This is a genomic window from Bifidobacterium sp. ESL0827 (genome assembly GCF_052606685.1).
Genome location: NZ_CP199597.1, coordinates 487,720 through 502,780 on the forward strand (window position 1 = coordinate 487,720; position 15,061 = coordinate 502,780).

General features: G+C 63.4%; 10 protein-coding genes and 1 pseudogene. 6 read left to right on the forward strand and 5 right to left on the reverse strand.

Translation table 11 applies throughout. The annotated features are described in order from the left end of the window. The first annotated feature begins 18 nt into the window (after window positions 1-18). Window positions 19-1,356, forward strand: a complete 1,338-nt coding sequence (gene glnA / locus ACUIAI_RS01795) for a type I glutamate--ammonia ligase (protein ID WP_015021547.1) — start codon at window positions 19-21, stop codon at window positions 1,354-1,356. A 9-nt stretch (window positions 1,357-1,365) separates the two neighbouring features. On the opposite strand, the gene ACUIAI_RS01800 is transcribed toward glnA, so the two are convergent. Genes ACUIAI_RS01800 through ACUIAI_RS01810 form a run of 3 tightly spaced genes read right to left on the reverse strand, consistent with a single transcriptional unit; the run spans window position 1,366 to window position 7,009 of the window. Next, window positions 1,366-2,253 (reverse strand): hemagglutinin, encoded by an 888-nt coding sequence (locus ACUIAI_RS01800; protein ID WP_445342449.1) that lies wholly within the window; start codon window positions 2,251-2,253, stop codon window positions 1,366-1,368. Next, complete coding sequence (gene hrpA / locus ACUIAI_RS01805; RefSeq protein WP_445342450.1) at window positions 2,250-6,344, reverse strand: ATP-dependent RNA helicase HrpA; 4,095 nt, start codon at window positions 6,342-6,344, stop codon at window positions 2,250-2,252. Before hrpA ends, ACUIAI_RS01800 begins: the two co-directional genes overlap by 4 nt. Then, entirely contained in the window at window positions 6,341-7,009 is a 669-nt protein-coding gene (locus tag ACUIAI_RS01810; protein WP_445342451.1) for a class I SAM-dependent methyltransferase, read from the reverse strand. The genes hrpA and ACUIAI_RS01810 overlap by 4 nt, the downstream gene beginning before the upstream one ends. Before the next feature lie 219 nt (window positions 7,010-7,228). Here ACUIAI_RS01810 and hflX point away from each other — a divergent pair, with 219 nt between their 5' ends. From hflX to ACUIAI_RS01825, 3 genes are all read left to right on the forward strand, one after another. Further along, entirely contained in the window at window positions 7,229-8,692 is a 1,464-nt protein-coding gene (hflX, locus tag ACUIAI_RS01815; RefSeq protein WP_445342789.1) for a GTPase HflX, read from the forward strand. A 97-nt stretch (window positions 8,693-8,789) separates the two neighbouring features. Then, window positions 8,790-9,752 (forward strand): L-lactate dehydrogenase, encoded by a 963-nt coding sequence (locus tag ACUIAI_RS01820; protein WP_046322674.1) that lies wholly within the window; start codon window positions 8,790-8,792, stop codon window positions 9,750-9,752. 71 nt (window positions 9,753-9,823) lie between these two features. Beyond that, complete coding sequence (locus ACUIAI_RS01825; protein ID WP_254476979.1) at window positions 9,824-10,753, forward strand: cation diffusion facilitator family transporter; 930 nt, start codon at window positions 9,824-9,826, stop codon at window positions 10,751-10,753. Window positions 10,754-10,756: 3 nt separating this feature from the next. On the opposite strand, the pseudogene lexA reads toward ACUIAI_RS01825, so the two are convergent. Next, window positions 10,757-11,407: pseudogene (gene lexA / locus ACUIAI_RS01830) on the reverse strand (transcriptional repressor LexA); the annotation flags it as partial. Window positions 11,408-11,726: 319 nt separating this feature from the next. Between lexA and ACUIAI_RS01835 the strand changes: the two are divergent. Continuing rightward, a complete protein-coding gene (locus ACUIAI_RS01835; protein WP_445342452.1) occupies window positions 11,727-12,125 on the forward strand; it encodes a LysM peptidoglycan-binding domain-containing protein in 399 nt (132 codons plus the stop codon). A gap of 158 nt (window positions 12,126-12,283) precedes the next feature. Next, a complete protein-coding gene (nrdR, locus tag ACUIAI_RS01840; RefSeq protein WP_045935180.1) occupies window positions 12,284-12,766 on the forward strand; it encodes a transcriptional regulator NrdR in 483 nt (160 codons plus the stop codon). A 27-nt stretch (window positions 12,767-12,793) separates the two neighbouring features. Here nrdR and ACUIAI_RS01845 read toward each other — a convergent pair whose 3' ends face one another. Next, the gene (locus ACUIAI_RS01845; protein WP_445342453.1) at window positions 12,794-15,028 is read right to left on the reverse strand and encodes a HelD family protein; all 2,235 of its coding nucleotides are present in this window, start codon (window positions 15,026-15,028) and stop codon (window positions 12,794-12,796) included. Between the last annotated feature and the right edge of the window lie 33 nt (window positions 15,029-15,061).

Below are 15,061 nucleotides of genomic sequence, written 5' to 3' on the forward strand. Positions count from 1 at the left end.
AATGGGAGCATAGGCTCTATGGATAAGCAAGAGGAGTTCGCGCTGCGCACTGTCGAGGAGCGCGATGTCCGGTTCATTCGTCTCTGGTTCACCGACGTTTTGGGCACCCTGAAGTCGGTGGCCATAGCGCCCACCGAGCTGGAAGTGGCCTTCGAGGAGGGACTGGGCTTTGACGGCTCGGCCATCGAGGGCATGACCAGGGTCTCCGAGGATGACATGATCGTCAAGCCCGACCCGTCCACCTTCCAGATACTTCCCTGGAGGGGCGGACCCCAGGGCACAGCGCGGATCTTCTGCGACGTGCTCACCCCGGACGGCGAGCCCAGCAGCGGTGACCCCAGGCACGTGCTCAAGCGGGCCCTTGCCAAGGCCAAGGAGAAGGGCTTCATCTTCTATACCCATCCAGAGATCGAGTTCTACCTGTTTGAGAACCAGGATGACTGGTCCCAGGTCCCGACCCCTATTGACGAAGGCGGCTACTTCGACCATGTGCCCCGCAGCCCGGGGATGGACTTCCGTCGGGCCTGCGTCAACATGCTGGAGCAGATGGGTATCTCGGTGGAGTACTCCCACCACGAAGCCGGACCTGGACAGAACGAGATCGACCTGCGCTATGCCGACGCTCTGACCACTTCCGACAACATCATGACCTTTCGGACCGTGGTCAAGGAGATCTCCCTGGAGCGGGGAATCTACGCCAGCTTCATGCCCAAGCCCTTCACCGATCAGCCGGGATCGGGCATGCACACCCATCTGAGCCTGTTCGAGGGGGACACCAACGCCTTCTACGAGGTGGGCCAGGAGTTCAACATGTCCCAGACGGCCCGGCAGTTCGCCGCCGGCATTCTGGCCCATGCAGCCGAGATCTGCGCGGTGACCGACCAGTATGTCAACTCCTACAAGCGGCTTTGGGGTGGGGCCGAGGCGCCCAGCTACGTCTGTTGGGGGCACAACAACAGGTCTGCCCTCCTGCGCATCCCGCAGTACAAGCCTGGCAAGGGCAACTCGGCCAGGATGGAGTTCCGCGGGCTGGATCCGGGGGCCAACCCCTACTTGGCCTACTCGGTGCTGCTGGCCGCCGGCTTGGACGGGATCGAGCAAAAGATGACCCTGGGCGAGCCTACCAGCGACGACGTCTGGGAGCTGACCGACGCCGAGCGGCAGGCCATGGGCATCGAGCCCCTGCCTGACAGTCTGGACGCGGCGCTTAAGGTCATGGAGAAGTCGGACTTCGTGGCCCAGGTGTTGGGCGAGCAGACCTTCGAGTATTTCCTGCGCAACAAGCACCGGGAGTGGGCCGGATACAGCCGTCAGGTCACACCCTACGAGCTGGCCTACTACCTGCCCAGGCTTTGAATCCGGGTCTTACTGGTCTGATCGGCCGAACCAGCTGTTGTAGATGATGACGAAGTTGCGGTTGCCGTAGCTTGAGCAGCGGTTGCCCTCGCCGTCGCCTGCCTGTAGCGCTGCCTCGTTGGGCTGGTAGGGCGTGTAGATGTAGAGCAGGGCAGTGGCATCGTTCTCGATGTAGACCTTGCCGCTGCCACAGGAGGCATCGGGGCTGAAGCGCACATCGTTCAGGGCCTTGGTCTGGTAGGCGTACTGGTCTCGATGGGCCTGGTAGTAGCGGAATCGGTGGGCGGCCCCATAGACCTGGTTGAAGAATCCGGCATAGTTGGCGTCACAGTGTGCATCATCAGGGCAGGAAAGGCCCATGGCCGACTGGAGCTGAACCTGGGTGGCGGGCTGGTCGGTGGCCACCAGATGCTGCTCCTTTTGCAGCATGGTCAGAAGGACCTTCTGACTGATCCCACAGGACCGGGCGGCCCCGTCGATGATCTGAGCCGCGCTCTGCCCCTTGCTGCCCTTGTAGGCATCACATAGACCGTCACTGTGACGGTCGGGAACATCCATATGCAGGCTGCGCAGGCAGGTGGATCCGTTGCAGGATGCCCCCTTCTGGTCCAAAAAGGCCTGGACATCGTCGGCATTCATGTCCACAGTGTCATGGAAGCGGTGATCGGTGATAATTCTGCCTGGATTGAAGATATACTCCTGGGAGAGCTGCTCCTGGTGGCGGATGACGCGGCCGACCATCAGCCGGTAGGAGACGAAGCGGACGGCAAGGATGCACAGGGCGACGACCAGGACTATGGCCATCAGGGTGGTCCCCAGGGTCTGCGCGCGGCGGAGGGTCATTCGTCCGCGTTTGGTGCCGCCCCCTCGTCTTCGTCCCGATGGCCTTGTACTCATGGTTTTTCTTCCAGCGCCTTTCTGATTCGTTGCAGGCTGACAGGGATGGCCGTCCCCAGCTCCTGGGCCCAGATGGAGACGAAGTACTCCTCCATCATCCAACGTCCCCTTCGCGCACGGTCCATGGCCTGGTCTCGTCCGGGACCGGCGGGCAGAGCCTGGGCCGCCTTGGCCGCCTGGTCCACCAAATCCTGGGCGGTCTGCGCCTGCCACGCCCATCGTACGTCACGGTCCTTGTCTCTGCGGGCCTTGTCCAAGCGCATCAGGTCCGCCTTAAGGTATGTGCGCAGACGGGGAAGGGCATAGGGTGGATCAGTGCCGATGAAGCCCTTGGCCACCAATCCGCCGGCGTGCTGTCGTATCCATTGCAGGACAGAGAGCAGGGGAAGATCGGCTGGGCCGGACACGGCCTTATCTACCTGGGCCGAGGTCTCCAGAATGGCGACCACATCCTTGGCCACCTGATATACAGTGTCCTCGTAGATCTGGCTGATGCCGGCCACGGCTTCCTGCAGGGTCTGGTCGTCGGTGATGGCCTCAGTGTGGGGGATCAGGCGCTTGACAGCGGCCATCTGCAAGTCCTCGGCCAGGGCGGAGGTGTCGGGGTAGGGGGCTGAGGCCAGCATCAGGGCCTCCCGGCTCAGCCAGCGCGAGGAGATCCGCTGCGCAGGCAGGTGGAGCTTGTCAAGAGCGGCCTGCCAGATCAGCTCCTCGCGTGGTTTGGTGGTGGCGCCGGACTGATGGAGCAGGTCGGCGCTTTTGACCACCTGCCCCTGACGGGCAGCCTTGCTGGCCTGGGAATCCACCCGGGACCGGGCTGACTGCCGGGCTTGTCCGGCCAGGTCGCGTTGCAGGTCGGTCAGGGACTTGGACCGGCCCAGGACCTTGGGGTGGCCCTGGCCCTTGCGGCCATGGCTGTGGCCCTGGCGTCGATCCTCCTCTACCTGGAAGGTAGGCCGCAGGTAGTCAGGCAGTCGTTCCAGCCTGGCCTGGGTAAAGACCTCAGGGTGCAACTGGGCACCGACCGTATCTATGGCTGCTGCGGTGAAGGCCTGCTCGAAGTCCGGCCATCCCCCGGCGGGGATGACTGCGGTACTGTTTTCGTCTTCGTCCGCAGTCTGCTTGTCCGCCGATCCGTAGGTTGCCTGCTCCGCCGACGCAGGATCGGCGCCGGGCAGCAGGGGATAGTGACCGTCTATCCAGGCGCGGATGGTCCGGGCAGCGTCAGGGGCGGGAACGAACTGGACTCGCAGGGCCTTGGGCAGGGACTTGATGGTGGCTGTGATCAGATCGTCCAGAAGGCCTGGCACGGTCCAGCTGAACTGGCCCGGTGTCAGCTGGTTCAGGCAGTGCAAGGGGATGTGGACCGTGATGCCGTCGTTCGGTTCTCCCGGCTGATAGCGATAGGTCAGGGGCAGATCCATGGACCGGTCGTCGATGCCCAAGGTGTGCCAGTGGTCGGGGTAGTCCCCGGGTCGGTAGGAGGCGGACTGGTCGTTCAGACGCTCCACCTTGTCAGGATCGAAGTCCAACAGGTGCGGGTCCGTATCGTGGTGCTTCCGCCACCAAGAGCCCAGTGCGGCCAGTGAGGTGGCCTCCTGGGGAATGCGCTCCTGGTAGAAATCGTAGAGGTCCTCCTCGGTGACTGTGCCGGTGACCTGGCGGGTCCGGCTGGTCCGTTCGCCGGCCTCGCTGAGCACCTGTCGGTTGGCCTGGATGAAGCCGTCATGCGGGAAGCGCTCGCGCACCTCACCTTGGACCAAGCCCTGGCGTATCAGCATGTCCCGGGCTTGGCCTGGGTTGATCCGGGCCCACTGGACCGTCCTGTCGCGCACGATGGGCAGGCCGTAGAGCAGCACTTTGGAAGTGGCCACTGCGGCACCACGGGAGGCCGACCAGTGGGGCTCGGCGTAGGTGGTCCTGGTCAGGGACTTGGCCAGGGGTTCGGCCCAGGCCGGATCGATGGCCGCACAGCAACGTGCCCAGAGCCGTGATGTCTCCACCAGCTCGGCGGCCATGATCCAAGGCGGATTGGCTTTGGCCAGGGCAGAACCGGGGAAGATGGCAAAATGCGTGCTGCGCGCCCCTTGATAGTCGTTCTTGGCTTGCCGGCGCGCCCGCTTCATGGCCTTGGCCCGTGCTGCGCCATGCAGGCCAGCGAAATCGGAGGCCTTGGGCTCGTGGACCACCTGCATGCCCATGCTGGAGAGCAGACCGGCCAGCATGGACCGGTGGATGTCCTGGTCGTCCCAGGAGCAGACCAGGGCATGTGCCGCCTGCTGCCCAATAGGCAGGGCCAGCAGGGCCTGATCCGGTGCTTTGACGGGTACAGGGGAGCCTACCTTCATGTGCAGGCCCCGGCACATCTGGGCCAGCTGCCGGTAGAGGTCATGCCACTGCCGCATGCGCAGGAAGGCCATGTACTCCTGCTTACAGGCCTTGCGCAGGGCTCCGTTGGAGGGCTCCTTGTCCTGCGGGAAGAAGCGGTTCCAGATGTTCAGGGCCGTCAGGAAGTCGCTGGAGGGGTCCTCGTAGCGGGCATGGATCCGGTCGGCCTCCTCGCGCTTTTCCTCCGGGCGCTCGCGAGGGTCCTGCAGGGAGAGGAAGGCCACGATCACCAGAACGGCGGCCAGGGTATCCGGGGTGGCATCCTGGCCGGCCTGCAGGATCATTCTGCCCAGGCGGATGTCGATGGGAATCCTGGCCAGCCGTCGTCCCAGATTTGTCAGCCGGATGAGGCCTTGTTGCCGAGAGATGGCCTGCAGCTCGGTCAGTTCCCGCAGACCGTCGCTGACCGCACGGGTGTCGGGCGGATCGATAAAGCCGAAGTCCGTGACATCCTCGGCTGTATGGGCCACGCCCACCGAGAGCATGTGCAGGATGACCGAACCCAAGGAGGTGCGCAGGATCTCTGGGTCGGTGAACTTGGGACGGGTGTCATAGTCATCTTTGGCATAGAGGCGGATGGCGATGCCGTCGGCCACACGTCCGCAACGGCCCGCACGCTGATCGGCCGAGGCCTGGGAGATGGGCTCGATGGGCAGCCGCTGGACCTTAGCCGACTTGGAGTATCGGCTGATCCTGGCCAGCCCAGGATCCACCACGTATCGGATGCCTGGGACCGTCAAGGAGGTTTCGGCCACGTTGGTGGCGATGACGATGCGCTGATGCCCGTGGCGTTCGAAGACCCGGTGCTGCTCCTTGGCCGACAGGCGGGCGAAGAGTGGGATGATCTCCAAAGCGTCCGGGCGGCGCATGTCGGAGGTCCGCGGGCCGAAATGGCGCCGCAGTGCGGTTTCGTACTCGCGGATGTCGCGCTCGCCGGCGGCGAACACCAGGATGTCCCTGGGGCCGTCCGTGTGGGTGGAGTGAATGACCAGCTCGGCGCAGGCCCGGGCCACCGCCTTGGGGATGTCCGGATCCTCCCTGTCCTGGCCATCCTCGGAGTCGAACCCGGGGACGTGTCGCATCAGGGCCGGAGCTGACCCGGCGGGCTCATAGAGGGTCTGGACCGGATAGGTGCGCCCCGAGACCTCGAGTACGGGCACCTTAGTGTGCAAGGCCTTGGCGAAGTGATCGCGGAACTTGACCGAATCGATGGTGGCCGAGGTGATGATCAGTTTCAGGTCGGGCCGTTTGGGCAGCAGGGCGGTCAGATACCCCAGCAGAAAGTCGATGTTCAGGCTGCGCTCGTGGGCCTCGTCGATGATGATGGTGTCGTAGGCCCGCAGCTGGGGATCGCCCTGGATCTGTGCCAGAAGGATGCCGTCGGTGACCACTCGCAGGCGGGTGCTTCGGCTCGACTTATCGGTGAAGCGCACCTGGTAGCCGATTTGGTCGCCCAACCTGGTGCCCGTCTCCGAGGCGATGCGCTCGGCCACGGTTCTGGCGGCGATCCTCCTGGGCTGGGTGTGCACGATTTGGCGGCCGTGGTCGCCGCGACCCATCTCTAGGAGGATTTTGGGGATCTGAGTGGTCTTGCCCGAGCCGGTCTGACCCGAGACGATGACCACCTGAGAGGACTGCACGGCATGGACGATGTCCTCCTTGGCCGCGCTGATGGGCAGCTCGGCAGGATACTCGAACCTCATGCCCGGCCCACCTCGATGATTCGGTAGCCCTTGGCCGAGGCATACTTCTCGGCCGTCCAGCCGGGGCCCAGGGCGTCAGCCAGCCAGGGGATCAGGGAGTCGGCACCAAGATTACGTTGGACCACCAGATAGGCCCGGCCCTGGGGCTTCAGTCTGGGCAGGTAGGTCATCAGCAGGTCGTGCAGGACCGTCTTGCCCACTCGGATGGGCGGGTTGGACCAGATCAGATCGAAGCGCAAATCGTCCGGCACCTGCTCCGGGGTCAGGGTGCGCACCTTGTCAAGGTCCTGGGATCGGGCGTTGCGGGCAGTCAGATCCAGGGCCCGCAGGTTGGTGTCCACAGCGTAGACGTTGGCCTTGGGCGACTGCATGGCCATGCTCAGGGCGATGGGCCCCCATCCGCAGCCAAGGTCCAGAAAGTCGCCCTCTGTCGGTGGCTGAGGGACGCGTTTGAGCAAGACCGAAGTGCCCAGGTCAAGCCTGCCCGACGAGAAGACCCCGTGGGAGACCTCCACCTGGCAGGTGCGGCCGGCCAGCTCCACCCGGATGGTCCGCCGCTGGTCGGGGGAGGCCGGACGGGCCACGAAGTACTGTTCGCCTCCGTCCGTCTCGGTCCTGGAGGATTGCCCCCGGCTGCTGCCATGGTCCCTGTGCGTCATGTCCATCCCATCCGTCTTTGAAGTCTGCCCGTCCCTCGGGCACCCGCTGATGTCTGCTAAGAAGATGATAATAAAGACTGTGTCATGATTCCGCCTATACCGGATTCGTTCCCCAGTCCATAGATCAACGCAGAGGTGCCTTTGACCCAAGAAAAACCGACCCAAGAGCATGGTTCAGCAGTTGACGATGCCCATCAGGACCCGCTCTCTCACAAATCCGAGGTACTGACCGGCAGTGAAGGGCAGGCCGGGCAGGACCAGGATCAGGAGTGGGAGGAGCGCAGTCAGCGCAATGCCTTCCGCCATGTCGAGGGGCTGGGTGAGCTCCAGGACGTGACCGAGGTGGAATACCGCAAGGTCCGTCTGGAGCGGGTGGTCCTGGTCGGCGTCTGGTCGGGTTCGCGGACCACGGTCGGTCAGGCCGAGGAGTCCCTGCGTGAGCTGGCCGCCCTGGCGAGGACTGCCGGGGCCGAGGTGCTTGACGGACTGCTTCAGCAGCGGGTCAAGCCGGATCCGGCCACCTACCTGGGTTCGGGCAAGGCGCGGGAGCTGGCAGATATTGTGGCCCGGCTGAGCGCCGACACCATCATTACCGATGACGACCTTCATCCCTCCCAGCGACGTGCCCTTGAGGATGTCACCAAGGTCAAGGTGGTCGACAGGACGGCCCTGATTCTGGACATCTTTGCCCAGCATGCAACAAGCCGCGAGGGCAAGGCCCAGGTGGAGCTGGCTCAATTGGAGTATATGTTGCCCAGGCTGCGTGGCTGGGGTGGATCCCTCTCCCGCCAGGCTGGTGGCCAGGCTGCCGGGCAGGCCGGCGGCATAGGCTCGCGCGGCCCAGGAGAGACGAAGATCGAAACAGACCGGCGTGTCATCAGACGGCGGATTTCCCGGCTGAAGCGCCAGATCGCCCAGATGGCCCCCTCTCGTCAGGTCAAGCGCGGATCCCGGCGGCGCTACCAGCTGCCGGCTGTGGCTGTGGTGGGGTACACCAATGCCGGCAAATCCTCGCTAACCAACCGGCTGACCGGTTCCGAGGAACTGGTGGAGAACGCCCTCTTCGCCACTCTGGATACGGCCGTCAGGCGCACCAAGGCGGCAGACGGCCGGCTCTACGTCTATGTGGACACCGTTGGGTTCGTCCGCCGCCTGCCCACCCAGCTGGTCGAGGCCTTCAAATCCACGCTGGAGGAGGTGGGGCAGTCCGATTTGATTCTGCACGTCGTGGACGGCTCCCACCCAGATCCCTTCGGCCAGATCAAAGCTGTGGACGCCGTGCTGGCAGACATCCCCGGCGCCGAGTCCATTCCCCGCCTGCTGGTCTTCAACAAGGTGGATCTGATCGACCAGGATGCCCGACAGCGGCTCGCCAATCTTGAGCCGGAGGCCTTCCTGGTCTCGGCCAGGCAGGGTCAGGGTCTGGAAGCTCTGCGCAGGCGGGTGGAGGAGTTGTTGCCCGCCCCTGCTGTGCATGTCCAGGCCATCCTGCCCTATACCAGCGGCTCCCTGCTGGAGCAGGTACGGCAGTTGGGACGGGTGGATTCATTGGAATACCGGGCCGATGGGGTTGCGCTGAGCGCTGACGTGGATGACCGGCTAGCGGCTGCCGTGCTTGACCAGGCCATTGATCAGAAGCCCTTGCAGGCTCCAGCGGGTGACACGCCATCGGCCGGACTGAACTCTTAAGGGCAGAAGCGAACCAGGTCACCTATGCTGGGTAGACTACGTATGTTGTCAGCGGCAAACCCGTTTCTCGGGTTCCGATAAGAGAGGTCCATAAAATATGGCGGAATCATCAATCAAGCCAACCAAGCTAGCGATCGTGGGAGCTGGAGCCGTGGGGTCGACTCTGGCCTTTTCGGCGGCCCAGCGTGGCGTGGCTCGAGAGATCGTTCTTGAGGATATCAACGCCCAGCGTGTTGAGGCCGAGGTTCGCGACATGCAGCACGGATCCAGCTTCTACCCCACGGTCACCATCGACGGCTCGGACGATCCGCAGATCTGCGCCGATGCCGACATGGTGGTCATCACGGCCGGAGCCAGGCAGAAGCCGGGGCAGACGCGGCTGGATCTGGCAGGCGCCACTATCAATATGATGAAGTCCATCATCCCTCAGATGGTCGAGGTGGCTCCCAATGCCATCTTCCTGCTGATCACCAACCCCGTCGACATCGTCACCAGGGTTTCGCTGGAGCTGTCCGGACTGCCTGTCAACCAGATGTTCGGTTCGGGCACCAACCTGGACTCCGCCCGCCTGCGCTACCTTATCGGTCAGCAGACCGGGGTCAATGTCAAGAACGTTCATGCCTACATCGCTGGTGAGCACGGCGACTCCGAGGTCCCGCTCTGGAGCTCGGCAACCATCGGCGGCGTGCCCATGTGCGACTGGATGGAACTGCCCGGCCATGAGCCTTTGGATGCGGCCAAGCGCGAGGAGATCCACCAGGAGGTGAAGAACGCTGCCTACCAGATCATCGAGGGCAAGGGGGCGACCAACTTCGCCATCGCCATGTCCGGCGTGGACATCATCGAGTCCATCCTGAACGGCACCGACCGGATCCTGCCGGTCAGCTCCCTGCTGGAAGACTTCCACGGCATATCGGACGTGTGCATGTCGGTGCCCAGCGTGCTCAACCGCGAAGGGGTCAACACCCACATCAACACCCCGCTGAGCGACGGCGAGCTGGCCGCTCTGAAGCGTTCCGCCGAGACCCTCAAGGAGACGGCAAGCAAGTTCGGTTTCTGAGTATTTCACAGGAAACTCTTGCCTCGCAGTCCCTGGTGGCATACCTTGGTGATTGATGAAACGGGGTATGCATGAGCGCTCATGAAGGTGTTGTTCAGGGTGGCGGATCCGCCCATCGTCGACAGTTGCTGACGACCTTGGCTCTAACTGGATCGGTCTTCGTAGCTGAAGTCGTCGGCGCCTTGGTCACCCGCAGCCTGGCCTTACTGGTCGACGCTGGGCACATGATGACCGACATGGCCGTGCTGATCGCCTCCACAGTCACTGCTGTGTTGATGGAGCGCCGTCCCACAAACAGGCGGACCTGGGGATGGTCCCGTCTGGAGGTCATCACGGCGGCTGGCGGTGCTCTGGTTCTGCTGGCTGTGGGCATCTATGCCATTGTGGAGGCCGTCTTGAGGCTCTGGTCGCCCGGGCGGGACCAGGTTCATCAGCAGGGGTTGCTGCTCTTCTTCGGCATTTTGGGTCTGGCTGCCAATGTGGGGTCCATCCTGGTCCTGGCCTCTGGGCATAAGGACAACCTGAATATGCGTGCCGCTTTTCTCGAAGTGGTCAACGATGCACTGGGCTCGGTGGCCGTCCTGGTATCTGCCGTGGTTATGATGCTCACCGGCTGGGCCGGATTCGATGCCGTGGCGGGAGCCCTGATTGCTCTGCTGATGATTCCCCGCGCGATCAAACTGCTGGCCAGCAGTGTCTCCGTGCTTCTTGAGGAGACCCCGGCGGACCTCGACATGGCCAAGGTCAGGAAGCACCTGGAGGGCGTACCTGGCGTGCTGGAGGTTCACGACCTGCATGCCAACAGCGTCTCCACTGGTCTGCCGCAGCTGACGGCACATGTGGTGGTGCGTCAGGGAACGACGGCCGTTGAAAACGAACGAATTCTGACCAGCATGCAGCGCTGCTTGCGCGATCATTTTCCGGTCTCGGTCGAACACACGACCTTCCAGATAGAACCGCAGGGTCACCGGGACAGCAGCGGCGAGCATTTGGACATGTAGCCTTCAGACCTTGCGCAGGACTGTGACCACCTTGCCCATGATGACGGCGTGGGTGCCGTCAATGGGGGAGTATGCGGGGTTGTGGGGGATCAACCAAACGTGGTCCTCCTCGCGACGGAAGGTCTTTACCGTGGCCCCATCGTCCAGCAGTGCCGCGACGATGTCCCCGTTCTCAGCCTCCTGCTGGCGGCGGACGACCACAAAATCCCCGTCGCATATGGCGGCGTCGACCATGGAATCCCCATGGACCTCAAGCATGAAGAGCTCGCCGGATCCGGTCAGGCGCTCGGGCAGGCGCATGACATCATCCACATGCTGCTCGGCCAGAATGGGCTGACCTGCGGCAATCCTGCCGACCAGGGGCACGTCACGCGACTGCATGATGGCCTCGTCGGCCTGTGTGTCGGGGAAGGGCATGATCCTGGCGGTTCCCGCAGTCGGCTCAGGCTGGTCCTGGACCAGCTCTATGGCGCGTCCTTTGTTGGCAGTCAGACGGATGTAGCCCAGATCCTGCAGGACCTGAAGCTGGTGCTTGACGGAAGAAGTGCTGCGTAGTCCCGCGTCCTTGCCGATCTCCCTGTAGGAGGGCAGGAATCCGCGTTCCGACAGGTGCCGCTTAATGGCTTCCAACACCCTGGTCTGGCGATCGGTCAGCTTGGGCCGGGATCCTTGATTCAGGCTCTCGGTGCTGGCTGAGTTTCCAGCGGTTTCCCGGGAGGTTTCGCTGTTGGCAGCAGTGGACTGGTTGAGGGAGCTCGTGGCCGTGGACCCTGTAAAGGGGATGGTACTCACGATGGGCTCCTTTCCTTGGAAACTGAACTCAGTCTAACCTGCCCCAAGTGAAAAATCAAACAAATGTTCGAATCAGCCTTGCCAAACGATGATTGAGATGCCAGAATGAGAACATCTGTTCGATAGAACAAATGTTCGAAAGAGGTGTACCGTGGCTGTTCGTGCCTGTGCCAGTTCCCGCATGTCTACGTCGTCGAACCTGCCCTCGGCCTGCCTGGCGCACGTCAGTTCCTTGTTCTCGTCCGTCATGCAGAGCCTTCGCAGAGTAGCCAAAGCCTGTGTGTCCGAGCAGGGTTTTGCGGGTATCATCCTGCGTGGATTCGCGGTTTTTCTGGCTGTCGGCGCGCTGACACTGGCTGGGCTCGGATGGATGGCTCGACCTGCCAGCTCCGCTCCAGGACCGCAGGAGGTCATCACCAGGACGGTTCGTCCGGGCGATAATGTCTGGTCCTATGCGGCCTCGATCACCCCACAAGGCGAGGATGTCACAAAAAATGTGGACCGTATCATGCAGATCAACAACATGTCTTCGCCCAACCTGCGCGTTGGTGACCGAATCCTGATTCCCAGCGACGATTGAGGCAGGGACTTTCGATCCGGGGGGTTCAACGACGGGGCTTCAATGACTTGTCGTCTGGATAAAGGTACTAGCTGAATTCAAGGAGTTTGTCCAGGGTTATACGCTGATAGGCCCGGTATACGTGGGTCTTGAGGTTCTTTGGCGCTATGATAATGCATATGCACTGTCCTTTCTGCCAGAATCCCGATACCAAGGTTGTGGATACGCGAATCAGCGACGACGGCCATGCCATAAGACGCCGCCGTGAGTGTCCGAACTGTTCGCGTCGGTTCACCACGGTGGAGACCTCGATTCTCCTGGTCATGAAGCGCTCAGGCAATGCCGAGCCCTTCAACCGCGACAAGGTCATCTCTGGCGTGAGGAAGGCCTGCCAGGGCAGGCCCATCGATGAGAATGACCTGAAGCTCCTGGGCCAGCAGGTCGAAGAGGATCTGCGTTCGCGCGGCCTGGCTCAGGTGGATTCGGAAGAGGTCGGCAGGGCCATCCTGAAGCCCCTCAGGGAGCTGGACGAGGTGGCCTATCTGCGCTTCGCCTCGGTCTACCGCAACTTCAGCAACCTGGAGGACTTCCAGCAGGCCATCGACACCCTGCGTGCCGAAGACCAGTCAGTTGAGGAGCAGTCTGCGACTGCGCAGTCCTGAAATTAGACACTCGGGCGCCTAGACATGTCATCCCAGGTCCAGCAGCCTCTGATCCTCGGATGTCTGGGCGATGATCAGCTCCTGGGTCGGTCGCGTCATGGCCACATAAAGGTCGGCCGCCGCGCTCAGCCTGGAGGGGGCTTCGTCCTGGATGGCTCCAGGCTCGACCAGAACCACGGCGTCGAATTCCAGACCCTTGGTGTGACTGGTGGTCGTGATTGTGATCTGGTGCTCCTGAGCCTTATCAATATGCAGCCGTGAGCTGACCCCGGCTTCCAGGGCGCTGGGAACGATGATCGCCAGGCGTCCGGTACCGTCCTTGCCCAGATGTCGCTCCGCCAGTTCGTCAACCAGGTCAGGCAGCCGGTCCAGCAGGCTGGACTGATCGTCGGCCCGCAGGTGGCTGACCGATCCTTCAACCTCGCGAACGGCCTTGAGCGTGGAAACCTCGAGACCCTCGGAGGCTGCGAAGGAGGAGGCCAGGTTGGATACCTGGCGAGGGTTGCGGTAGTCGATGGTCAGCTGCCTCAGATCCCATCCGTCCGGGCCGAAAAGCCTGTCCATGGTGGAGGCCCAGGACCGGGTGCCACCGAGGGCCGCCGTCTGGGCCACGTCCCCGACGATGGTGAAGGAACGGGAAGGGCAGCGCCGGACCAGCATCCTCCAGTCCATGGCCGTCAGCTCCTGGGCCTCGTCGACCACGATGTGCCCGTAGACCCATTCCCGGTCGGCGGCCGCCTGGGTGGCTGCCTGGTTCTCGTCCTCGCCATTGATGGAATCCAGCAGCATCTGCGAAGTCACGATGCCTGTGCCGATGCCGTTCTGGGCCAAGGTGTCGCTGGCAAACCGGCGTTCCTCATCGCGGCGGGCCTTTTCGGCCTGATCACGATCAGCCTGGCGTGGGTCGGGACCCAGCAGCTCCATGGCCTCGTCCAGGATGGGGATGTCGGATACGGTCAGTTCGGCGCCGTCCTGGCGGGTCAGCAGGTCAATCTGTTCCGGGGTCAGCCAGGGGGCGAACCGGTGCAGACGGTCCGGCCTGGACCAGAGGTCGTTGACCAGCCAGCGGGGGTTCATGGGAAGCCAGGCCAGGTTGAGGGTCCGCCGCACCTGGTCGTTCAGCCGCAACAGGGAGGTGACCCGGGCAAGTTCCTCGGCTCCGGGCTCGTAGTCCACTCCCTCGGCATAACGGGCGGTCATGGCGTTCAGGGCCGAGCGTACGAAGGTGTTTCTGGCCTTGTTATGGGGCTGGTGGCTGCGTCGGGCATCGACCAGGGCCTGTTCCAGATCGACCGCCAGCATGGGTACGGCAACCCCGTCCACCTTGACCGTGGGCAGGGCGGCAGGCACCCGCTCCCGAGATGCGACGGCGTTGGCTACGGCCTCGGCCATGCGGATGTCTCCCTTGAGCCGGGCCACGTGCGGGTCCTCCTGGCGTTCGGTGCTGATGCCGGGGATGAGGTCGCCCATGGTGCGGCTGAGCACTCCGGTCTCACCCAGGGAGGGCAGGACCTGGTCGATGTAGTGCAGGAAGGCGTTGCTGGGACCGACGATCAGCACGCCCGAACTCTCCAGTCTGCGCCGGTGGGTGTAGAGCAGATAGGCCGCCCGATGCAGGGCCACGGCCGTCTTGCCAGTGCCTGGTCCTCCCTGGACCACCAGCGGGCGGGTCATGGGGGAGCGGATGATCCGGTCTTGTTCGGCCTGGATAGTGGCTACGATGTCGGTCATCTGCCCGGTGCGGCGGCTGGACAGGGAGGCCATGAGCGCGCCCTCACCGGCAAGCGTGCCGCCCTGGGCCGCCTTGTCCACCTCGGGGGCCGACAGGTCCAGAACCTCATCCTCGATGCCGGTGACCTGGCGGAAGTTGAGGGTGATGTGCCGACGCATGACGATGTCGCCGTGGTCCGCCGGGGTGGCCTCGTAGAAGGGGCGTGCGGCCTCGGCACGCCAGTCGGTCAGGATGGGCTCGTGGTTGCTGTCCAGCAGGCCCAGTCGCCCGATATATCGTCGGCCGCCCTGGGCCGTATCCAGTCGGCCGAAGACCAGACGGTCCTCCACGGCCCGCAGCTGGGTGAGCCGGTCCTCATACATGTTGGCGAATGAATCCCGCTCGGTGCGCTGGGTGGGCGATCCGTGGGAGCCGGCGGCCCGGACCGCGTCCAGTCTGGTCCTGGCCTGCGTCCGCAGCTCGTCCAGACGGCCGTAGGCCCTGTCCACCGCCGTCTGCTCTTCATGCAGCTGTGAGGAATAGCTCGACATGTGCGTCCGTTCTGTCCAATGTTCAAAAATCGG